Below are 20,827 nucleotides of genomic sequence, written 5' to 3' on the forward strand. Positions count from 1 at the left end.
ATGAGATTGTGAAGTTTCAACTCTATTCTGCTCCGAAAAAACCCGTGCAGATTGTGTGCAGATGCGAAGGGATATCTGTTATCACGAAGCCGCAAATGTCAATGATGAATATCTTCCAGGGCTAGAATTTCAATGGAATCATGGCGACCTCGAATCTGCTGTTTTCCCTTGGGGATGAGGTCAAGAGGAAGAGAGGCAAGCCCTTTGATTACGTCGTGAGAGAGTACGAGCCGGGTTGCAAGCTGCCGGGTTTTTGTTTCCAACCGGGCCGCCACATTGACGCTGTCTCCGATGACCGTGTATTCGGAACGATCAGGCGATCCAATGATTCCGGCCAGGGCGGGACCGGTATGGATACCTATGCTGTTGATCAGTTTGAAGTCACCGGTAAGACAAAGTTTTTTATTGAGTTGATCACACTTCGCGAGCATTTCCCGGGCTGCATCCAGGGCTGCCTGCTGTTCGTTTGCAAGAGGAACGGGATGGCCGAACACCGCCATGACCTTGTCGCCGATGAATTTATCAACCATACCGCCGTGGGATTCAATGATTTTGACCATGGCGGAGAAATACTCGTTTAAGAGGCCCACGAGCATGGAGGGCGGCAGGTTTTCACTCATAGCGGTAAATCCTCTGAGGTCGCAGAAGAGAACCGTGACACTGACAACCTCGCTTCCCCGGGTGAAATCCGAAGCGAGCATCCGCTCAACGATTTCAGGGGGAACGATCTTGCCGAAGTTCGACTTCATCAGGGCCTTTTCCTTGAGTTCTCCGACCAGGATGTTGAAACGGTTGACCAGATCCCCGATTTCATCCTTGGACGCTGGTTCAAGAACAACGTTGTAGTCTCCTTCGGCCACGCGGTGAAAGGCATCCTGGAGTGACTTGACCGGTTTGACCACTTTGCGGCTGAAGAAAAATGTCAGGATGCAGGCCAGAAGCGTGGTCAGAGCGAAAGAAAAAATTCCAGCCTTTTCGATTTTTTTCAGTTTTTTAGCCACTTGAGTGATACTCATATCGATTCCCAGAAGCCCGACACCCCGTCCTGAATCATCCAGGACCGGCGCGTACCCAGAGAGCGTCCATCCCCATTTATCCTCATAGGGTTGATCATCAGCACTCGGCTGCAGAAATCCGTGCATCAGACTCGGAACCGGATTCGGGTACAGGGTGCCGATGTCCTCAGGAAGTTCCATGTCCGAAATTTTTCCGTCCCCATCGTTGTCAGCAGGTGGGGAATCGACCACAAAGCGAACCTCTCCTTTTGTCAGACGCATGGTGTATGCATAGAGAAAATCCGGATTGGAATCGACTACGGCCCGAAGAACTTTCTGTATTTCTTTGTAGGGTTGTGATTTCGCCTGTTCAGGAACGATCAGACTGTCGAGATCGTTTCCCTTTATGAGCCGGGCTGCGGAACGTGCTGTACTCATGAGTTCCTGTTGAAGCGTATGCATGACCGCATCACATGACTGTGTATAAAAATAGGAGCCTGTCGCCCCTGAAACCAGAAAAGCGATTCCGAAAATTCCCAAAAAAAGTTTTGTTCGCAATTTCATGCCGCAACTCTCTTTCAGAAATGAATGAGCATCGATCCTTGCCCGCTCAAAAAAAGTCATCCAACCATGCATCACAAAATGTAAAACATTCAATGTCATCACAGAAAAAAAAACAATTTTTTATTTTTTTTCTTGACTAAACGCGAACTCCCTCCTACTTACCTCTTCCTGTCGCGCCCGTAGCTCAGCTGGATAGAGTATCTGACTACGAATCAGAGGGTCGTAGGTTCGAATCCTGCCGGGCGCACCAAAGAAAACAAGGACTTACAGATTTTTTTTCTGTAGGTCCTTTTTCTTTTCGGGTGGAGCTCCGGGTCCTGTTTCCCTCAATTTCAGCCATTTTCATCCCGGGGGTAAGCGGTCACCTGTTACGAAGGCATCTGCCTCCAGGCACATACATTCCAGCCCACCAGCAAAAGGGGGTACAGCCATGAAGCTGTACCCCCTTTTGCTGGTTGAACCCATTGAACATGGTATTTTATTTTCGGGATGAGACGGTTTGCAGAAAGAGTTGCACGAGACAAGGGTCGAACCGCGAACCCGAGGCATTTTTGATCTCTTCCAGGGCCTCGCTTTCGGAGAGGGCACTTCCTTTGAGATGGGGATTGACCAGGGCGTCGAAGGATTTCACGATGTCCATGATCCGGCATTCAATGGGGATATCCTTTCCGGACAGGCCCAGGGGATACCCTCTGCCGTCCCATTGTTCGTGATGGAGAAAAATGAGGTCGGCCACATCTTCAAGATCCTTGCAGGTCAGGGCTATGCTCTGACCCTTGTAGGTATGGTGGCGCAGGATGTCCTGATCCTCTTTTGAAAGCGTCTGGTTCGGGCTGGAACGGACGATATGCTCCGGGGCTGAGATCATGCCCAGGTCATGCACCCGGACCAGCATAATGAGTCTGGAGATCTGATAGGAGGTCAGACCCGCCTTGCGGCCCATATCTGTGCAGATGGCCTCGATCCACTGGATCCGTTTTTGGGAAAGTGCGTGCAGATGGTTCAGCTGATCCATGAAATAGGTGACCAGCCTGGATCTGATTCCCTCCTTGCTCCCCAGCTTGTTGTGGTACATCTGGTCGTCCGCCTGTTTGAACGTTTCCTCCAGAAAAGCATTGGCATCCATAGCGGTTCCCAGGCCCAGGGAAATATGCACGGGGGGCTGTTCGGGATGGCCGGCCCTGTGTTCGGCAGCCGCTCTGTTGATTCTTTCTACAATGGCCCTGCCGTCCTCGGGTCCGGTTCGCGGCAAGAGGGCGACAAATTCATCCCCTCCGATCCGGGTGAGGATATCTGAATCCCGAAAGCATGCCTGCAGCGTCTGGGCGCAGGTCTGCAACAGGAGATCTCCGTGATGATGGCCCAGGGTATCGTTGATCAGTTTGAGACCGTCTACGTCACAGCAGATGATGCTGATGGGAAAGTCACGGCTTTTCTGCAGTCGGATCATCTCGTTTTCAAAATAGGTCCGGTTGTACAACCCGGTCAGCTGATCGTGAAAACTCAAGTAGCGCAGTTGTGATTCCCGCTCCCTGCGTATGCTGATATCGGAAACAGTTCCCGTTATGCGGACAGGATTGCCTTCATTGTCGTAAGCGACGATTTTCCCCCTGGCAGCCACCCAGATCCATGAACCGTCTTTGTGTTTCATCCGGTATTCGACCTGGAACTGTTCGTGGCCCCTGTGAAAATAGTCTTCCAGGAGGGTAAATACGTATTTTTTGTCCTCGGGATGGCATAAGTGTTCCCAGGTTGAAACGCTGACCGGTCCTATTTCCTCGAGAGCGTATCCCAGGATCTGGGCCCATTTTCCATTGACCGTCATCTCACCGGTCTGGACATACCAGTTCCAGAATCCGAGTTCAGCGGCCTGCATGGCCATGTCCAGACGTTCAAGCGCGGTTTCCAGCCGGGCCTCGATACGTTTCTGTCTGGAAATATCCCACAGGATGCCTTCATAGTGCGTGATTTGACCGCTGCCATCCGTACACGCCCAGGCACTCTCCGTCAGCCAGGAGATACTGCCGTCCCTGCGCCGGGCCAGATATTCGTAGTTGTCGATGCGTCCCTGCTCTGCGAGAATCTGTGTGAAGATTTTTCTGTCCTCCGGCTTGAGGAAAAACTGATTCTCGATATTGTCAATTGCGGCGAGGAGTTGCTGGGGACTGTCGTAGCCGAGAATCCGGGCAAAGGCCGGGTTGACCTGGAGGAATCTGCCGTCCGGGGTGCTTTGAAACATGCCGTAGGTCGCGTTTTCAAAAATACTTTGAAAAAAGTTCTCACAGGGATTCGTCACCAGGTTCAGGGGGTCCGGGGCAAAGGAGATAGGTGGAACAGACGACCCGGACGACACAGTCTTTCTGCTTTCCAGGAATTTTTTTTGAAGTTCAAAAGTTACCATTTCAAAGGGGTCCTTGAAACACAATGACTTACAGGGTGGTGGAACACGCCTGTCGTCTGCTGGCTGAGTAGGTTGTGGACAACGATTTCTTAAATCTAAATCCGCTGTCAATCATTCGGAGAACCGCATCTGACACTATGAAAAATTTGTATGGACACGTATCACATCTCAACAATGTTGTTAACAGGTTCGAACCTACGGCATTTTTTTAAAAACCCTACCATGAGACCCTACCATCATTTATTCCGGAACAGGGGCAGAGAAATGCAGCCGGTGAATCGTTCAAAAGCACATGCCTTTTGAAGGCGTGAGCGTAATATTTTGAAATACCTGTTTGAATTTTGAGATGCAGTTCCTGTCTGACCTGAGAGATTTCGAAACAGGCGCGAAAATTTTTTGAAGACTGCTGGGGAAACCCTACCTGTTTTTTCAAAAACCCTACCATCAAACGATGCCAAAAAAGAGAAAATAAAATTTCATCCCTGAAAAAAAAAGTATCCTCGGCCGAATCCGGCCGAGGGTACTTTTTTTTCAGGGTGCTTTAGTACCTTACTCGCGAAAGTCTGCCATAAAAAACAAGAAAATTTTATAACCGCTTGAACTTAAAACCTAAAACCTAAAACTGCGGCTTGGCCGCATTAGTCTGTTATTTCTGATTGTCCAGAAAATCCGCAAGCCTTTCCAGGGTCCCCAGGGTGCCGTACCGCTCTTCAGGGATGTCGCAGCCAAATTGTTTGCTGATCCGGATCATCAGGTTCAGGAAGTCGTAGGAATCGATTTCCAGGGTCTGCTGGATGTCGGCATCCATGGGCAGAGCGGTCAGGTCCTGTTCCGGGGCGATGGTCGCCAGAATTTCCCTGATGGAGGTGACAATGTCGGCGCGTTTCATGGGTTCCTCGACATGGTGATGTTGCTGCTCACAGGCTGTCCGGCTTTTGGAGCAGGCGGTTCAGGGTTTCCAGAAACCGGGCTCCGGTACGGCCGTCCGTGGCCCGGTGATCCCCTGAAAGGGTGGCCTCGACCACGGGCCTGACCGTGAGCATGCCCTTTTCCGCCCAGGGGCGGTCACTGATCCTGCCGAATCCGACCAGGGCCAGCTGGGGCGGGTAGATCACTCCATAGACCGTCTCCACGCCCAGATCCCCGAGACTGGTCACGGTCAGGGTGGCATCGCGCAGTTCCGATTCGCGCAGCCGTCCGGCCCGGGTTCGGGTGATCAGATCGTGGAGGTTCTGCATGAGCCCGTGCAGGGATTTTTTATCCACATCGTGGATGCACGGGGCGATCAGTCCGCCGCCGCGCAGGGAAATCGCGAATCCCAGATGGATGTTCGTGCTCGTCTCGGCCCGGTCATCTCTATAAAAGCCATTCAGGTCCGGAACCGCGCACAGGGCCAGGGCCACACCCTTGAGCAGGGGCACGACGGGAAGTACCCGCTCGGCGATCGTGTGGTCCTGATTGTATTTCTCCAGCCAGGTCAGGGTGGCGTGCATGTCGATGGACGTCCTGACGAAATAGTGGGGGATCTCCCGGTTGGACAGGCTGGTGGCCCGGGCAATGGCCTGGCGCATGGCCTGCCTGGCTCCCACGTCGCCCTTCGCGTTTCCGTTCCCGGGTGCGGGTTGTTTCGCCTGCTTGAGGGGTGTCTCCTGCCGTGTCCGTGCCCCTTCGATATCCGCCAGGGTGATGGCGCCATCGGGTCCTGTTCCCTGCACGGATGCGGGATCGATTTCCCATTGTTCTGCCCGCGATCGGGCCAGGGGGGATATGTGCAGGTGGGAAGATTGCGGGACGGTTGTCGTCTCGGCACCCGGCGGTTTTTGAACCGTTTCATGAGCATCCGGCGATTTTTCGGGAGGCTCTCTGTCGGGTCGGGATGATCCGCTGGTCGTGGCGGCGGGCTGCCCGGTCCGGATTTCGGCCAGAGCCGTGCCCACGGCAACGGTCTCGCCGGGGTGGACCCGGAAATCCTCCAGGGTCCCGTCTTCATAGACCTCGATGGCAATGACCCCCTTGCCGGTCTCCACCTCGGCCACCACATCGCCCCGACGGACCTCGGTCCCTTCTTCGACCAGCCATTCCACCAGGGTTCCCTCGGTCATGTCCGCCCCGAGAGTGGGCATGGTAAAGGCTCCCATCAGCCCACCATCCTTACGGCCTGCTGCACGATCTCCTCCACCTGCGGCAGGGCCGCCTTTTCCAGATGACCGGCATAGGGAATGGGAACCTCGGCCGTGCAGACCCGTTGCACGGGCGCGTCCAGGTCATAGAAGGCATGTTCCATGATCCGGGCGGAGATTTCTGCGGACAGGGAACCGCTGCGCCATCCCTCGTCAACGATGATCGCCCGGTGGGTGGTGCGCACGGAATCCAGAAGGGTTGTTTCGTCCAGAGGACGCAGGGAACGCAGATCAACGACCTCGGCCCGGATGTTCTGTCGGGCCAGGATGTCGGCTGCCTCCAGACATTTGAACAAAGAGCCCCCGTAGGTGATCAGGCTCAGGTCGTGACCGGGCCGGCGAACTTTGGCCGAATGGATGTCCGCGGGTTCCGGGTTTTCGGGCACTTCTCCCTCCCTGTTCAGCAGGCCCACATGTTCGAAAATGAGCACGGGATCGGGGTCGTCCAGGGCACCCCCGAGCATGAAGCGGGCGTCTTCCACCGTGGCCGGAGCAAGCACCCGGATGCCGGGGATATGGGCGTACCATCCCTCCAGACTGTGGGAATGCTGGGCCGCGAGCTGGTTGCCGCCTCCCGTGGACATGCGGATGACCAGGGGAACGTTGAACTGTCCCCCGGACATGTGCAGAAACGTGGCGGCCGTATTCATGATCTGGTCCAGGGCCAGCATGCTGAAATTGCAGGTCATGATCTCCACGATGGGACGCATCCCGCCCAGGGCCGCCCCGATGCCCGCGCCGGTGAATCCGGATTCCGAAAGGGGGGTGTCCCTGATCCGCTCGGGTCCGAACTCCTTGAGAAGTCCCTTGCTCACGGCAAAACATCCCCCGTATCTGCCCACGTCCTCGCCCATGAGAAAAACCCGGTCGTCCCGGTGCATGGCCTCGCAAATGGCCTCGCGGACGGCTTCCCTGTAGGTCATGGTCCGTGTGTGCGCGCTGTTCATGGGGTCCTCCCTTCTGAAAGCACGAATCGGGTCAAATCGCTCACCGGCTCCCAGGTTCCGTTTTCGGCAAAGGTTACGGCCTCCCGGATCTCCTCATCCACCGCTTTCTCCATGGCCTCGAGATCGTTGTCGGCGATCAGTCCCGTGTCCAGAAGATGTGATCTGAGCCCGTCGATGGGACACCGCTTCTTCCATTCCTCGACTTCGGCCTTGCTCCGGTAGAGCTCGGGATCGAACATGGAATGGGCCCGGAAACGGTAGGTCCGGCATTCCAGGAAACCGGGCCTGTTTGTTGTTCGAACATGTTTTGCTGCCTGCCGGGCGGCCTCTTCCACAGCCAGGACGTCCATGCCGTCAACGGCACGGGCGGTGAGTCCGTACACGGCAGCCTTTTTCGTCAGATCGGTCTCGGATTCCGAGAGGTCCAGTGCCGTGCCCATGGCATAGAGATTGTTCTCGCATACAAAGAGGATCGGGAGTTCCCAGAGTACGGCCAGATTCATGGATTCGTGAAATTCCCCCTCGGCCATGGCCCCCTCGCCGAAAAAGCAGGCCACTATGTTTGTGGTGGAGCGCATCTTTTCGGCCAGTCCCAGGCCCACGGCCAGAGGGAGACCCCCGCCGACAATGGCATTGCCCCCGTAGAACAGGGCCTTTTTGTCAAACAGATGCATGGAACCGCCCCGTCCGCGACTGCACCCTTCCTGCTTGCCGTACATTTCGGCCATGATCGATCCGGCTGCTATGCCCCGGACCAGGGCGTGTCCGTGTTCCCTATACGTGCCGACCACGGGATCTTCGGGGCCGAGAACCTCGGATACCCCCACGGCAACGGCTTCTTCCCCGATGTACAGGTGCAGAAACCCGCGTATTTTCTGTCGGGTGTACAATTCGGCCGCCTTTTCCTCGAAACGGCGGATGCGCATCATCCGGGTGAGCAGGTGCAGCCCGTGTTCCCGGGTCGGTTCGCGCGATGATTTTTTGAGTGGTCGTTCGTTGGTCATATCATCTCCTGAATCAGACCCGGTTCGAATACGAAGTTTGAGAGCCCAAAGCATCCTTCTTCCGGGAGCGCGGGCGTCCCGCCCGCATGTACCCGGTTATTTCCCGAGTTCCGTTCCGACCTGACAGTCAAGAAGCGGGCGGGACGCCCGCGCTCCCGGATTGGGGTTCCTGTTCCAGGGTCGAGGTGTCTCCTTCGTCCAGACCCAGTTCCCTGGCCTTGAGCAGTCTGCGCATGATCTTTCCGCTCCGGGTCCTGGGGAGATCGTCGACTATGACGATTTCCTTGGGCGCGACGCCCGGGCCCAGTCTTTTGCGGGCAAATCCGATCAATTCCAGGGGCAGGGCGTCCGACGCTTCCACGCCTGGCTGCAGGGCCACGAAGCCCTTGACGCGTTCGCCGATCAGGGGATCAGGGATGCCGATCACTGCGGCCTCGGCCACGGCAGGGTGCTCCATGAGCACACTTTCAACCTCAAAGGGTCCGACCATGTGCCCTGAGGTCTTGATGATGTCATCCCCCCTGCCCACGAACCAGAAATAGCCGTCCGCATCCCTGGAGGCGAGATCGCCCGTGAGATACCAGCCATGGGCAAAGCATCGGGCATAACGTTCCTCTTCGTGCAGATATTCCCTGAACATGGACGGCCAGCCGGGCCGAAGGGCCAGGTTGCCCTGGACCCCGGGAAGATCGATTTTCTCGACCCCGCCGTCCGGCAGGGTCCGGACAATGGCCGCGTCGATCCCGGGCAGGGGCTTGCCCATGGAACCGGGCCGGATGTCCATGCACGGATAGTTGGCGATCATGATCCCCCCGGTTTCGGTCTGCCACCAATTGTCATGGATGGGCAGACCCAGGTGTTCCCTGCCCCACCAGATCGCCTCGGGATTGAGGGGTTCGCCCACGCTGTGGATGAGCCGCAGGGCGCTCAGATCGAACTCCTCCCTGGGATTCAGGTTCGTGCGCATCAGCCGGCGGATGGCCGTGGGTGCGGTGTACCAGATCGTGACCTGATGTTCTTCCAGAAGTGTGTACCAGCGTGCTGCGTCGAACTCCCCTTCGTCGATGATGCTGGTGACTCCGTGGACCAGGGGGGCGATGATCCCGTAGGAGGTGCCCGTGACCCAGCCCGGATCGGCCGTGCACCAGAAGATGTCCTCGGGATGGAAATCCAGCACGTATTTTCCCGTTATGTAGTGGGTGAGCACGGCCTCGTGCACGTGGACCGCTCCCTTGGGCATGCCCGTGGTCCCGCTGGTGAAATGCAGAAGTGCCCGGTCTTCGGGATCGGTAGGGGGGATGGAGAATATATCACCGGCCTCGTTCATGAGTCCGGGCAGGGAGCAGACGCCCCGGTCGGGATAGTCGTCCGCATCCACCAGAAGAATATGCTCGAGACGAGGCAGACGATCCATCAGTGCGGCCACCTTGGATTCATACAGCCCCCTGGTGGTCACCAGAATCCTGGCGTCTCCCCGGTGCAGCCTCTGGAAGATGGGTTCGGGTCCAAAGGCGGCGAACAGGGGGCAGACCACCCCTTTCATCTTCAGGGTTCCCAGGGCGGCGATGTACAGCTCCGGGATGCGACCGGCCAGAAGAAAGACCCGGTCCCCGGGCTCTACGGCCAGCCGTTTGAGCACATTGGCAAAACGGTTGGATTCCCTGTCCAGGTCTTTATAGGTGTATTCGCTGATATCCCGGTTTCTGGCGATGAAGCGCAGGGCGACATGATCACCATGCGGCCCCATGGCATGGCGGGTGACTGCCTCATGGGCGATGTTCAGTCCCGCCCGGTCGGGAAGGCCGTCGAGTCGTGAGCGGATTGTTTCCCAGGAAAAGGACGTACGGCAGAGATCGTAATCCGAGAGATTGGGCTGGACCGCGAACCCGTCGATGTGTTTGTGGATGATTGGGGATGACATGGGAATTCCGGGATGAGGTGTTCAAATCATGGTGTCCGTCCGAAAAAACCGGAAACACGGCCACCCTGACCCGGATGCAGCAAGAGATGTACCTGATAGCGGCACTGGGCACGCAATCGTTCAGGATCCCATGGTACGGACAGAAGAATCCTTACAAACACAAAGGGGCTGCGCTTTTAAGCGCAGCCCCTTTGTACTTGCTATAATCCTGACAGTCTCGGATGAGTGTCAGATCCGATCGTGATGGAAAATCAAACCTGGATGGCCGGATCCGAAATCCTTATGCGACGCATTGCGCCCTGTGATCAGTCCTTCTTTTTCTTCATGGGTTCGCCACAGCAGACCAGCTCTCCTGCGCCCGATTCCTTGACCTCGACGACATTCCCGCAGATTTCACATATGTAGATTTCTCCAACCTGGGTCATGATGCTCCTCCTTTATTCAAAAGGTTGATATAAACTCTATGCTAAACAACTCTATAAATAAAAACAAGTTTACCGGTGCGTTTGGAGCCGTAGCGCCAACGGGAACACCCTTGAAAATTTTGTCGGACGCTTTGTGTATGCCTTTGCTTAGTATCTTACTCGTGAAAGTCTGCCATAAAAAACAAGAAAATTCTCTAACCGCTTGAACCTAAAACTTAAAACCTAAAACTTACAACTGCGGCTTGGCCGCATTAGTTGGTTACTCGGACAGTGCCTGGATGATCGTTCGCATGAATGCGGGAAGATCGTCCGGTGTTCGGCTGGTGATCAGGTTGCCGTCTCGTACAACCTCTGCATCTGTCCAGTCCGCACCGGCATGGATGAGATCGTCTTTAATGGCGAAAAATGAGGTGACCCTGCGTCCCTTGAGAATTCCTGCCGAGGCGAGCATCCAGCCCGCGTGGCAGATTGCCGCGACCATTTTGCCCTCTTCACAGGTTTCCCTGACCAGCTGAACCATTGCGGGGTGCCGGCGCATCATATCCGGGGCATAGCCGCCCGGAATAATCACTCCGTCAATATCCGGAATCTTCACGTCCCCGGCGACGGCATCGGCCTGGGCCGGGATACCGTATTTCCCGGTATAGCCGGATTTCCCGGAACCAGCGATGATCACCTCGGCTCCGGCTTCCTTCAAACGGTAGTAGGGATACCAGAATTCAAATTCATTATACATGTTCTCGACCAGAATGACGATCTTTTTTCCTGTAAGTTCCATGGTTGCCTCCCGGGTTTTCAAACCCATAGCACATCTTTAAACCGTTGACCATGTCTGTCTGCACGAGCGGATCAGCCCCGCTTCGAGTTCCCGCATCCCCGGGTCAGGTCGGCCTGCGCGTGCATCCCTTCTTGGCATCCGAAAACATGTTGTGATGCGCTCAGACATGTGCAATGAAGACCATACTTGTCATCAGAAGCTGATTGCAGGTAATGAATAATTTCCCATCCCGGAATACTGTCATCATTTCCGGTAGGCTATGATTCGTGGAATCAGTTCTATTGTAGTAACATACTTGCTTTTATCAAGATATCGTCTGGTGTGAGATGGTTTTTTCAATCATTCTTGTCATACCTTGAAGCATCACATCGAGGAGAACGCTCCCCATGTCCCGGCACACAGATTGTCCTTTCGAGCAGTGCAGTGATTCTCTGAGAAAAAGCCCCGCCTTTGTCCATGCACCAATCCCTATGTTTCTCATTAACCGGGAGGGTGTCATAGCTGCCGTGAACACGGCCGGATCGGCATTTTCCGAAAAAAGCGATTCCGAGATCGTCGGCAGCCGGGTCGGCAACGGATTGAACTGCCGCAATGCGGCCACAGGGACCATCTGCGGCAGTTCCGGTCCCTGTTCCTCCTGTCCTCTGAGACTCGCACTGGTGGATGTGTTCGGTTCCAGCGAACCTGCCAGAGAACGCAAAGTCGTTCTGGATGTCCTGCGAGCAGGATACATTGAGCCCGTGAGTCTTTCCCTGACAGTTATTCCGGTCTCAGATGGACACAACGATTTCGTGCTCATCGCCTTTACCGATGAAACCGGACAGAAACAGACGGAAAGGGAGCTTCGGGAGAGTCAGGCCGATTATCGGCTTCTTGTGGACAGTCTTACGGATCTTCTGGTCAAGGTGGACACTGAAGGACGATTCATCTTTGCCAGTCCCAGCTATTGCGATCTTTTCGGAAGGCCTCAAGAACGTCCGTTCCCTGATGGAGCGTTTTTCAGACGGGTTGTCCGCAATCGAAAAGCGTCCTGACAAACGGCGTTTGGCTGTTATGGTCATGAATCTGGCGGTGGAATGCTGGGTGCAAGTCAGTGGAGAGACCAAGGCCGATTTGGCCAAGACATCCAGGATATGGAATGTGTACATGGAAAAGGACGGCTACCTGCGCACCCAGACCCTGGACAAATATCTCAGCGAAAACACCCTGCCGGCCCGGCCCCGATGGCTGAAAATTCATGCCACAGCGGAGTTTGTTCTGGCCGCATGCACGAAAAACGTGCCCGTCCGCACCGAGCTCAGGAAACGTCTTGGCGAATTGAAAGCCCTTGCCTGAGGGCAGGGGGAGTGAGAAACAAGGCCGGCGTTCAGGAGGATGAGGGATGATTGCACAAGCCGCGAAAAACCCAGCGGAGCATGCGATCGTCAATTTTCTGCATCAAGAGATCTTCATAATCCCTTTCAGGGGTTTCAGGCTGTTCGTAAAAGCTGGTCGTTTCGGGTCGGGTCACCGTGAAAACATCTCCGGGATCATCGGCAACAGGCACATATCCCCGATGATTCTCTATCCATTGGTGGCAATCATCGTGAGACCCCGCATAAAGAAGATGGATATGCGTTCCCTGCTGCACCGTTATCAGACGGTATCCACCCCCCAGATCAAATTTTTTACAGTTCTTGATTCTCAATTCACCGTGTCTGGTCAGCTTGCGGTGCACAGGACGCTGTGCCCCCTGTTTCATGGCGCTGACAAGTTGGCTGGCCCGATAGGCAGCCTTGCATCCCTGTGTGCAGGTACGTTTCAATTCCTCAAATCTTTTTTGCAGGTTATGAATGTTGTGAATATGCGAAATCATGGTATTTCCTTGAGCAGCCCCCGGCGTGTTTTCTCCCTTTGTACAGTATGTGAATGAGCGTACCGGGGAGGGGTGCTTTCCTCGGTTACAGTAAGCGGTCGTGTGGAATGTAAAAACAGGCTGAATGGTGTTGATTGGGGTCAATGGGGGTAGGGGAGATCTCTGTCTTCGATTTTGTGTGCGTTATATTCCTGTTCAGCCAGTTGAAATTCCTCGGCCATGTGTCTGAGCAGTTCGAGGGACTCCTCGGCTTTTTCGACATCGAGAGTATGCAGGGCAAAACCGGCATGGACAATGACATATTCTCCCACGCAGGGTTGTTTTTCCAGAAGCATGGTCGATACCTGCAAAAACGTGTCGCCCCCGCCGATCCGGCATCGGGCAACGCCGTTTTCAAGAGATTCTATTTGTGCTGGAACCGCGAGACACATACGCTACCTCCCTGGGGAATATCGGAAATCCGCGGATCGTATTCACCGCCAAGATTTTGAATCTCTTCAAGAACGCGAACAGCCATCACGGGTATGCGTTTTCTGACCAAGGATGAAAGTTCAATGGACATGGTTTCCATGTCCCGGGGTTCCATGCCGATGATAACCGCATCAGGGCATTTCCCTGCCAGTCTGCAGAAAATCAGGGTGTCCACGAGATCGGTCTGGTGCATGGAGTTTCGGAAAGAAATGCTCTTTCGCAGATCCTCCCCGGTAAGTCGGTAGATACTGCCGGGCGGTTCGTCACCCAGCACGGCGTCCAGCACGACAAGCTGGTCGCATTGCATGATCGGGTCCATGAGCTCAATACCCAATGTGCTTCCGTCCCTCAATGTCACATTGTCGGAAAAAGTGAATTTTTCAATCAGATAGTTCACTGCCCTGACTCCGATACCTTCATCGGTGAACAGGATATTGCCAACACCAAGAATCAGTATGCGGGGTGTTTGTTCCGGGAATGCAGTCACCATGACTCCCTTTGTGCTTGCGTCATATCCCCCGGCAGCCATGCTGCCGGGGGATAATGGATTTATAGAATTTTGAATTTGTGCACTTCATTGGTTTTGGAATCGATCACATGCACGCCGCAGGCGATGCAGGGATCAAAAGAGTGCACCGTACGCAGAATTTCCACCGGCCGGGCAGCATCAAAGACCGGGGTATTCATGAGCGCCTCTTCGACCGCACTCGGTTTCCCTGCGGCACACCGGGGACCGAGATTCCATGTCGAGGGCACAACCAGCTGGAAGTTGCCTATCTTGCCATCCTCGATGCGGATCCAATGACTCAGACCGCCTCGAGGCGCATTGACAAAACCAACGCCCCTGGCTTCCTTCTTCATATCCCAACTGGCACAGATTTCATTTTTGCCTGCAGCCAGGTTTCCCTTGAGCTCGATAATCCATTTGCCCATTTCCTGGGCGGTGATCAAGGTCTCGATACCACGGGCAGCGGTCCGGCCCAGCGTGGAAAAAAGTGCCTCCTTGCCGACTCCCAATTTGCCCAGCACCATATTCACAGCGTCAACCGAGGGTTGGTGTCCCCGACCATAGGCAACCAGGATGTGGGCCAGTGGACCGACTTCCATGGCTTCTTCCCTGTATCTGGGTGCTTTCATCCAGGAATAGCGTTCCTTGTCTTCCAGGCTGGTGTACTGAGGATCGGTAACGCCTTCGTAGGGATGCGATGCCTTGCTTCCCTTGTACCAGCTATGGGCGAGATGCTCTTCGATATACTGCGGTTCAAAGGGATCCACCTGACCCAGATTCCGGTCCATGATCACTCCCGGAGGAAAGTACCGGCTCTCGAGATCGTATTCATCGGTGGGAAAGTCGCCAAAACTCATGAAATTGGTACATCCTCCGATGGAAGCCCAATCCTTGTACGCGCCCCCGATGACCAGAAGATCGGGAATATAGACCTGTTCCACGAAGGTTGTGACCTCGTTGTGCAGGTCTTCGAATTCCTGGATTCTTTCCGGCCGCAGGCTATCGTAACAGGTTACACCGCCGACTACCGTGAACTGGGTATGGGGGTTCTTGGCCCCGAAAACGGCCATCATCCGGGCCGCCTTTACCTGCAGCCGGAGGGCCTGGAGGTAATGGGTCGTTGCAATGAGATTGACTTCAGGGGTCAGGTAATAGGAGGCGTGTCCATTGAGAAAATATGCGTTGGTAAAAATACCCAGCTGGCCGGAATCGACCAGGGCCTTGAGCTGTTTCTGAACGGTCCTGAACTCTTCTGCCGAATGCCTGCCCGGATAGTTCTGCGCCGCGATGGTTGCAGCCTTGACCGGGTCGGCGTTGATTGCAGCGGCCACATCCACCCAGTCCAGAGCGTGAAGATGATAGAAGTGGACGATGTGATCATGAAGATACTGAGCCCCAAGGACCAGATTTCTGATCAGGGTTGCATTTTCCGGAATATGAACATCCAGGGCATTTTCGACACAACGCGTGGATGCCAGGGCATGTGTGTAGGTGCAGACCCCGCAGGTACGCTGGGTAAAATGCTGAGCGTCCTGAGGGTCGCGGCCCTTGAGAATGATCTCCAGGCCACGGAAGAGCTGGGCACTGGACCAGGCCTTGGAAACCCTGCCATTGTCTACCTCGACTTCAATACGCAGGTGACCCTCGATCCTGGTGATGGGATCGATGACAATAGGGCCGCTAAAATTACCTTTTGGTGGAACAGCGGCCGCCGGAGCGGCTTTGGGATGACAACCGGACATAAATGAATCCTCCTTGAAATGTGGATCTTTTTTCAGTTTCCCGGCCATGCCGGGAAAACATGCAGGATGGTCAACGTGTTACACGCAGTTTTCCGAAGAACACACCAAAGAACACCGGGGGCAGGAGATCAGCATGAAACATCCTGCAGGAGTCTTTTTGTCTCTGAGCGTCCCAGACATGGTTTTTCGGCATCCCGGAGCAGAGCGAACATGCATGATCGCTTCGTCCGTCCCTATCCTTCCTCGTAGAAGGGACTCATGGCATCCCAGAATTCGGGCTCGCTGCAGCCGATGCAGGGATGACCGGCTTCAACGGGCCAGTTGGTCTGATTGAACTTGACCTTGGGGCAGTTGTTATAGGTATACGGACCCTTGCAACCCAGTTCATACAGGCACCATCCCTTGCGTGCCTCTTCTGAATCAAAGGAGGGTGCAAACTCTCCATTTTCGAAATGTTTCAGCCGGGGGCACATTTCATGTACCGTTGTACCGTAGAACATGACCGGTCGACCCAGGCTGTCGAGTTCCGGCATTCCCTTGGTCAGAAGATGGACCACCGTGCCCACGAAATTGTAGGGATTTGGAGGGCAACCCGAGATATTGATGGGTTTGACTCCGAGGTGTTTCAATGCGTCACCGATCCCCTTGGCCCCTGTGGGATTGGGGGATGCAGCCTGAACACCGCCATACGTTGCACAGGTGCCCATGGCGATAACCGCTTTTGCCCCTGGGGCGATCCTGCTGCAGATATCCAGCATGGTATGCCCGGCGATTTTTCCGTAGATGCCGCCGTCTTTCGTGGGAATGGCCCCTTCAATGACACAGATATACCCTTCAGGATTCGAAACCGCCTGTTCCAGCGCCTCTTCGGCGGCATGACCGGCTGCGGCCATCAGGGTTTCGTGGTAATCCAGCGAAATCGTGTTCAGAATCAAATCATCGATGTACGGGGCAACCGTACGCAAAATCGCCTCTGAACATCCCGTGCATTCGGCGTTGTGAAGATAGACCACCGAAGGGCGTTTTTTCCGGGTCAAGGCTTCAGCCACCCGGGGTGCAAAAGATGCCTCCATCCCCATGACTGCAGCCACTGCGGTACAGAATTTCATGAAATCACGCCGTGAAACTTCTCCATTGGCAAGGTGTGCTTCGGCACAGCCTTTTCCAAGCCCGTTGAGACACGTCATGTCTTCCCCCTTGTTAAAGGTACAAAATAATCTGAAAACAAACGACCAGCATGAGTTGCTGTTACGATTGTACTGCTGCGAATGCTTCTGAATGGGATAAAATACAAAATTATCACATCTGTATTCCAAAGAATAAAAAGATGCAATAGGGTTTTGCAATATAGCATGCGTCTATCATGAAATATATGTTTTATTAGGAATGACTATGCGTTCTGCTTACAAACTTGCGGGAGTTTCGATTGAAAGTATTCGGTCGGGTAGCAGAACCTGAGCAACACGGAAAAACCATTCTCGTGCAAAGGCGCGGTGGCGCAGAGAAAAACACGGGAGAAGGTGGGAAAGGAGGAGGGAGAAGGGAGAAGGGGAGGAGGGAGAAGGGGAGGAGGGAGAAGGGGAGGAGGGAGAAGGGGAGGAGGGAGAAGGGAGAAGGGGAGGAGGGAGAAGGGGAGGGCGGATAGGATTATGCTCGTGGAAATATGAGGAAAGGAAACGTGGAGGATCTTTCGAGGGATTTGGGGACTGAGGCTGCCGCTAGCATTGAGTGAGCAGCTGAAAATGGAGAAACAGATTCAGGTAACAGAACCTGATCAAAAAGGAAAAACCATTCTCCCGCAGAGATGCGGTGGCGCAGAGAAAGGCAAGGGGGATGTCGGGTTCTGAAAAAAAGCTGCCGATTTTGGAGCCGGGTTTGTGGTAATCGCCGTCATCCCGGATCAGGTTCGGGATGACGCTTGTTGATTGCCTCCTGTCTCCGTTCAACCGTTTTCCCTCTTCCGCCACAACAATTATCCCACAAAACATTCTTTTCGATGCCAGACCAGATTTTCCTTGGACGGGTACATGTCATGATCCCGGGGAAGGATGATGTCCCGATCCTGAAAGGACGCCAGATGACCGGGAAGGTTCGGGTCCTGTCTGACCACGCTGGAAACCTCGATACGCAGGGAATCGTTGACCGTGACCAGTCCATTATCGAACGACCAGTGGCAGAGCTTGCACAGGGCAAACCCATTGGTGGGATGGTCGTTGTGGGAGATGGCCCAGTCCTTGATGTGGGCCGCATCAACAGCAGTGTGGCCGTCCGGAGTGATCATGCGGATACCGCACAGGGCGCAGCGGTTGGAATAGACCCGAACAACTGCACGTCTGAATCCCTGATCCTTGACCGGACGGGAAGGCGGATCGTTTTCCGGACGATACTCCCGGGTGTTCTCGGAGGCCATGAGGATCCGGGCATATTGGAGTGAATCAGCCGTGGTTGTGCCCAGTTTCCATACCTTCGCCTGGATCTCCGGGACAAAATAGGTCTCGACAAGCACTTTTCGTAGACTCTCCCGGGCTACGGGATCCAGAAGCAGCATGAACAGATCCTGATCCAACCGGGCGTATTCATACGTTCTCTGCAGTTGGGGTGCAGAAGACGGCGCCCCGGTCCCCCCATCAGATCGTCGTACCGGATGCCAGAATCCCTGTGTTGCCAGATGATGAAACGGCAACCCGATATTCACCGGCCGAATCGGCCCCATGATCCCATCCCAATAGACGAGAAAATTGTCGATCAAATCCTGGTCAGGCACGAATCGATTTTCGGAAACAAGCCCCCCGGCCACCAGATCCATGATCGCCAGGAGCAGAAACGGCTTGTGCGGCGCCCCATGCCGCGTGGTCGCCGGAAACTTGTGCCGGTTCTTATTGGGATTGAGTTTGGCAAAGAGGTGCTGGTAGTGGGGGAGTTTGGACATCATCTTTCTGGAAAAGCCCCATGGGTTGCTTAATTGACTATTACGCCTTCTTTTTTAGCTTTTTCTAAAATTTCAACCAATAGTTTACTCTGTTTTTCCGTCGGAATTTTCAATGGAATTTGTTGTGCTATCCTCAGCAGATTAGCTTCTTTCGGAGTTAGAAATTTATCTTTAAGCCCAACTTTTAGAACCATTTCCCAAGTGGCACGAGATGTTTTGACGACCTTTGTTTGAGCGTTAATCCCGTTATCAATTTTTTGGGTTGTTTTTGCATCGTTAGCTTGTGTGGCCTCTTCTTTGATGGGGATCGCATCCATTAGAAAATCATCAGGGAGATCTGCTTCGAGTGCTGGAATAAGAGTTTGAAGTCGTGACCAGCATCCCTCTTTTTTACACCATTCCCCGATGTTCGAAGTGCCTTCGGGGGGATGAATGATGTCGTCATTTACAACTTTTGCGGTGATCGTAATCATTTCTAGAAGAGACGGGTAAACTCTCTGCTTATTCCATATTTTTAATTGATCTATGGCTACTTTTTGTCGCTTGCATATTTCGTTTATCATGGCCAGTGTATTGGCAACAATCTGCGCACGGTAGCCTCCGTCATACCAAGGTTGAGCAGATACAATCTTTTCAGTAGTGCGGAATATGATCCCACGCGCAATAAGCCGCTGGTAATAAAATTCGTTGAAATTGTTTGGAGACAAAATCCATTCTTTGCCGATACGTTTTGCAAACTCTGCAAAATTTTTTTGTGCTCCGAGGCAGACAAATCTGGGATGCTCTTCCCAAACGTTTTCGAACTTGGCGAGATCAGTTTTGGTAAACATCTGCGGGCGTGGGTTCTCGGCCTTAAATCGTTTTTTTTCGGCCTCGGTGAGTTTGCTTTGTTCGTCGGCATATTGACCTCGAGCTCTTTCGTAAAACCATTTAGTTTCTCGCTGTTCTCCTTCTTTGGCGGGCACATACTTTCGCCTTGAGAAACCTTCTATGCGGATGTGAAAGGGATGATTGGAGAAGAAATCTGAAGCACTGACTTTGTTTTGAGTGTTCGCATATTCCGAGATCAAGGGAACGATGGCTTCGCTGTCCTCGCTAGAGATGACGGAGAGCTTCATCTGAACAAAAATTTTATCCAGTGTGATATCTTTTTTGTTCTTGTTGTATGTGTGGAATAAGGAAGCGGTCGTCTGTCCTCCGTTGACGATCTGGAGGTCTTTGATTCGGGTGATCTGAATTCCATATTTACATGGGTGGGTTTCAACGGATTGAGCTGTGGCTGTGATCCCGTTGTTATATGCGAAGAACATCTCCGGTTCGTTGATGATCGTGTTCCTGATGCCTTTGTTTACGTTTCCACGTGCCTGCAGAAATGTGCGCACATTTTGCTCAAGAAGTCTGGCTCCATGCCTTTCGTATAGTTTTGAAAGAATCTCACCAGGCATAACAACGAGGAACGAGGGAAATGTATCTTCTCCAAGGTGGGCGGGAAGACAGGATAGTCCAGTGCCAAACAGTTCAACCAGATCGAGGTTTAGCGGCTCTTTCTGACCTTTTGAGTTTTGTTGACGAAAAAGCCTGGACATATCCCAGATGTGGAAAGTCATCGGGATGAAAGAATCTTTAGGGGCATCGTAGCTTTTAAATCTGTCACTGAGAGTACGTTCTGATAGCAGAAAGAAATTCACTCTACGGATGTTTCTTTTTCTGTCTGCAATTTCGCGGGAAAGCCCATATTCTGGAGTTGTCTCGTCCAGGCTCTCAAAGAGTTTTTTGTTTATACTTGATTCAAAAAAATTGGTAACACGTTTGAATATCGAATTAATTTCAGTTTTTGTAAGTGATTTTAGATCATCTCTGCACTTAAAATCTGCCACGATAAGATTAAGTACTCCTTCATCGTTCAGCCAGTAGCCATCAACTTGGATTCCTTTTGCGCGATAATGGCAAAACTCAAAACCATCCATAATGTTGGCTTCAACGAGATCTTGGGCAATCATTTCGACAAAGGACTCGAGCTGAAAACTACTGTTGGCTTCAGCGTCTGCCATAAAACTCTGTCGGAAATCATGGTAAAATTCTTGAACAGACAACAAACTACCTCCTG

The 20,827-nt window shown here is 53.5% G+C and carries 19 protein-coding genes, 1 tRNA gene and 1 pseudogene; 4 read left to right on the forward strand and 17 right to left on the reverse strand.

Annotated features, from left to right (window positions below):
- Positions 1 to 98: 98 nt before the first annotated feature.
- The gene (locus tag ACTVJH_RS06020) at positions 99 to 1,559 is read right to left on the reverse strand and encodes an adenylate/guanylate cyclase domain-containing protein (protein WP_455988491.1); all 1,461 of its coding nucleotides are present in this window, start codon (positions 1,557 to 1,559) and stop codon (positions 99 to 101) included.
- A 173-nt stretch (positions 1,560 to 1,732) separates the two neighbouring features.
- On the opposite strand from ACTVJH_RS06020, the gene ACTVJH_RS06025 reads away from it, so the two are divergent.
- A tRNA-Arg gene (locus ACTVJH_RS06025) sits at positions 1,733 to 1,809 on the forward strand.
- A 228-nt stretch (positions 1,810 to 2,037) separates the two neighbouring features.
- On the opposite strand, the gene ACTVJH_RS06030 is transcribed toward ACTVJH_RS06025, so the two are convergent.
- From ACTVJH_RS06030 to ACTVJH_RS06065, 8 genes and pseudogenes are all read right to left on the reverse strand, one after another.
- Complete coding sequence (locus tag ACTVJH_RS06030) at positions 2,038 to 3,960, reverse strand: sensor domain-containing diguanylate cyclase/phosphohydrolase (RefSeq protein ID WP_455988493.1); 1,923 nt, start codon at positions 3,958 to 3,960, stop codon at positions 2,038 to 2,040.
- 646 nt (positions 3,961 to 4,606) lie between these two features.
- Positions 4,607 to 4,849 (reverse strand): acyl carrier protein, encoded by a 243-nt coding sequence (locus ACTVJH_RS06035; protein ID WP_455988495.1) that lies wholly within the window; start codon positions 4,847 to 4,849, stop codon positions 4,607 to 4,609.
- Between the two features lie 28 nt (positions 4,850 to 4,877).
- On the reverse strand, positions 4,878 to 6,098 hold the full coding sequence (locus tag ACTVJH_RS06040; protein WP_455988497.1) for a dihydrolipoamide acetyltransferase family protein: 1,221 nt from the start codon (positions 6,096 to 6,098) through the stop codon (positions 4,878 to 4,880).
- Positions 6,098 to 7,087 (reverse strand): alpha-ketoacid dehydrogenase subunit beta, encoded by a 990-nt coding sequence (locus tag ACTVJH_RS06045; protein ID WP_455988499.1) that lies wholly within the window; start codon positions 7,085 to 7,087, stop codon positions 6,098 to 6,100. The genes ACTVJH_RS06040 and ACTVJH_RS06045 overlap by 1 nt, the downstream gene beginning before the upstream one ends.
- A complete protein-coding gene (gene pdhA / locus ACTVJH_RS06050; protein ID WP_455988501.1) occupies positions 7,084 to 8,091 on the reverse strand; it encodes a pyruvate dehydrogenase (acetyl-transferring) E1 component subunit alpha in 1,008 nt (335 codons plus the stop codon). The genes ACTVJH_RS06045 and pdhA overlap by 4 nt, the downstream gene beginning before the upstream one ends.
- Before the next feature lie 127 nt (positions 8,092 to 8,218).
- The gene (gene acsA / locus ACTVJH_RS06055) at positions 8,219 to 10,012 is read right to left on the reverse strand and encodes an acetate--CoA ligase (RefSeq protein ID WP_455988503.1); all 1,794 of its coding nucleotides are present in this window, start codon (positions 10,010 to 10,012) and stop codon (positions 8,219 to 8,221) included.
- Between the two features lie 308 nt (positions 10,013 to 10,320).
- A pseudogene (locus tag ACTVJH_RS06060) lies at positions 10,321 to 10,437 on the reverse strand (desulfoferrodoxin FeS4 iron-binding domain-containing protein); the annotation flags it as partial.
- Between the two features lie 259 nt (positions 10,438 to 10,696).
- Positions 10,697 to 11,215, reverse strand: coding sequence for a type 1 glutamine amidotransferase domain-containing protein (locus tag ACTVJH_RS06065; protein WP_455988505.1), 519 nt, complete (start codon positions 11,213 to 11,215; stop codon positions 10,697 to 10,699).
- A gap of 386 nt (positions 11,216 to 11,601) precedes the next feature.
- On the opposite strand from ACTVJH_RS06065, the gene ACTVJH_RS06070 reads away from it, so the two are divergent.
- Both ACTVJH_RS06070 and ACTVJH_RS06075 read left to right on the forward strand, forming a co-directional pair.
- The gene (locus ACTVJH_RS06070; RefSeq protein WP_455988507.1) at positions 11,602 to 12,249 is read left to right on the forward strand and encodes a PAS domain-containing protein; all 648 of its coding nucleotides are present in this window, start codon (positions 11,602 to 11,604) and stop codon (positions 12,247 to 12,249) included.
- On the forward strand, positions 12,224 to 12,550 hold the full coding sequence (locus ACTVJH_RS06075) for a hypothetical protein (protein ID WP_455988509.1): 327 nt from the start codon (positions 12,224 to 12,226) through the stop codon (positions 12,548 to 12,550). Before ACTVJH_RS06070 ends, ACTVJH_RS06075 begins: the two co-directional genes overlap by 26 nt.
- 31 nt (positions 12,551 to 12,581) lie before the next feature.
- Here the strand turns inward: ACTVJH_RS06075 and ACTVJH_RS06080 are convergent, their stop codons facing one another.
- The 5 genes from ACTVJH_RS06080 to ACTVJH_RS06100 form a co-directional block, all read right to left on the reverse strand.
- Positions 12,582 to 13,070 (reverse strand): hypothetical protein, encoded by a 489-nt coding sequence (locus ACTVJH_RS06080; RefSeq protein ID WP_455988511.1) that lies wholly within the window; start codon positions 13,068 to 13,070, stop codon positions 12,582 to 12,584.
- Between the two features lie 140 nt (positions 13,071 to 13,210).
- Complete coding sequence (locus tag ACTVJH_RS06085) at positions 13,211 to 13,501, reverse strand: HypC/HybG/HupF family hydrogenase formation chaperone (protein WP_455988513.1); 291 nt, start codon at positions 13,499 to 13,501, stop codon at positions 13,211 to 13,213.
- Positions 13,474 to 14,031 (reverse strand): HyaD/HybD family hydrogenase maturation endopeptidase, encoded by a 558-nt coding sequence (locus tag ACTVJH_RS06090; RefSeq protein ID WP_455988515.1) that lies wholly within the window; start codon positions 14,029 to 14,031, stop codon positions 13,474 to 13,476. Before ACTVJH_RS06090 ends, ACTVJH_RS06085 begins: the two co-directional genes overlap by 28 nt.
- A 59-nt stretch (positions 14,032 to 14,090) precedes the next feature.
- On the reverse strand, positions 14,091 to 15,791 hold the full coding sequence (locus ACTVJH_RS06095) for a nickel-dependent hydrogenase large subunit (protein ID WP_455988517.1): 1,701 nt from the start codon (positions 15,789 to 15,791) through the stop codon (positions 14,091 to 14,093).
- A 233-nt stretch (positions 15,792 to 16,024) separates the two neighbouring features.
- Positions 16,025 to 16,978: a hydrogenase small subunit gene (locus ACTVJH_RS06100; RefSeq protein WP_455988519.1), complete on the reverse strand. Its 954-nt coding sequence runs from the start codon at positions 16,976 to 16,978 to the stop codon at positions 16,025 to 16,027.
- A 239-nt stretch (positions 16,979 to 17,217) separates the two neighbouring features.
- On the opposite strand from ACTVJH_RS06100, the gene ACTVJH_RS06105 reads away from it, so the two are divergent.
- Entirely contained in the window at positions 17,218 to 17,436 is a 219-nt protein-coding gene (locus ACTVJH_RS06105; RefSeq protein WP_455988521.1) for a hypothetical protein, read from the forward strand.
- Positions 17,437 to 17,509: 73 nt separating this feature from the next.
- On the opposite strand, the gene ACTVJH_RS06110 is transcribed toward ACTVJH_RS06105, so the two are convergent.
- From ACTVJH_RS06110 to ACTVJH_RS06120, 3 genes are read right to left on the reverse strand one after another with little or no spacing between them, the layout of a single operon-like run.
- Positions 17,510 to 17,758, reverse strand: a complete 249-nt coding sequence (locus ACTVJH_RS06110) for a hypothetical protein (RefSeq protein WP_455988523.1) — start codon at positions 17,756 to 17,758, stop codon at positions 17,510 to 17,512.
- Between the two features lie 5 nt (positions 17,759 to 17,763).
- Positions 17,764 to 18,723 carry an HNH endonuclease gene (locus ACTVJH_RS06115; protein WP_455988525.1) on the reverse strand — a complete coding sequence of 320 codons (960 nt, stop codon included), beginning with the start codon at positions 18,721 to 18,723 and terminating at the stop codon, positions 17,764 to 17,766.
- A 26-nt stretch (positions 18,724 to 18,749) separates the two neighbouring features.
- Positions 18,750 to 20,813 (reverse strand): AIPR family protein, encoded by a 2,064-nt coding sequence (locus ACTVJH_RS06120; protein ID WP_455988527.1) that lies wholly within the window; start codon positions 20,811 to 20,813, stop codon positions 18,750 to 18,752.
- Positions 20,814 to 20,827 lie beyond the last annotated feature (14 nt).

The organism is Desulfoplanes sp. PS50, assembly GCF_053851535.1.

Excerpts from the sequence above, each read along its gene's own strand:
- acsA (WP_455988503.1), bottom strand. The coding sequence starts at position 10,012 with ATGTCATCCCCAATCATCCACAAACACATCGACGGGTTCGCGGTCCAG.
- ACTVJH_RS06020 (WP_455988491.1), bottom strand. The coding sequence starts at position 1,559 with ATGAAATTGCGAACAAAACTTTTTTTGGGAATTTTCGGAATCGCTTTT.
- ACTVJH_RS06030 (WP_455988493.1), bottom strand. The coding sequence starts at position 3,960 with ATGGTAACTTTTGAACTTCAAAAAAAATTCCTGGAAAGCAGAAAGACT.
- ACTVJH_RS06100 (WP_455988519.1), bottom strand. The coding sequence starts at position 16,978 with ATGACGTGTCTCAACGGGCTTGGAAAAGGCTGTGCCGAAGCACACCTT.
- ACTVJH_RS06035 (WP_455988495.1), bottom strand. The coding sequence starts at position 4,849 with ATGAAACGCGCCGACATTGTCACCTCCATCAGGGAAATTCTGGCGACC.
- ACTVJH_RS06065 (WP_455988505.1), bottom strand. The coding sequence starts at position 11,215 with ATGGAACTTACAGGAAAAAAGATCGTCATTCTGGTCGAGAACATGTAT.
- ACTVJH_RS06115 (WP_455988525.1), bottom strand. The coding sequence starts at position 18,723 with ATGATGTCCAAACTCCCCCACTACCAGCACCTCTTTGCCAAACTCAAT.
- ACTVJH_RS06070 (WP_455988507.1), top strand. The coding sequence starts at position 11,602 with ATGTCCCGGCACACAGATTGTCCTTTCGAGCAGTGCAGTGATTCTCTG.
- ACTVJH_RS06080 (WP_455988511.1), bottom strand. The coding sequence starts at position 13,070 with ATGATTTCGCATATTCACAACATTCATAACCTGCAAAAAAGATTTGAG.
- ACTVJH_RS06085 (WP_455988513.1), bottom strand. The coding sequence starts at position 13,501 with ATGTGTCTCGCGGTTCCAGCACAAATAGAATCTCTTGAAAACGGCGTT.
- pdhA (WP_455988501.1), bottom strand. The coding sequence starts at position 8,091 with ATGACCAACGAACGACCACTCAAAAAATCATCGCGCGAACCGACCCGG.
- ACTVJH_RS06095 (WP_455988517.1), bottom strand. The coding sequence starts at position 15,791 with ATGTCCGGTTGTCATCCCAAAGCCGCTCCGGCGGCCGCTGTTCCACCA.
- ACTVJH_RS06090 (WP_455988515.1), bottom strand. The coding sequence starts at position 14,031 with ATGGTGACTGCATTCCCGGAACAAACACCCCGCATACTGATTCTTGGT.
- ACTVJH_RS06040 (WP_455988497.1), bottom strand. The coding sequence starts at position 6,098 with ATGGGAGCCTTTACCATGCCCACTCTCGGGGCGGACATGACCGAGGGA.
- ACTVJH_RS06045 (WP_455988499.1), bottom strand. The coding sequence starts at position 7,087 with ATGAACAGCGCGCACACACGGACCATGACCTACAGGGAAGCCGTCCGC.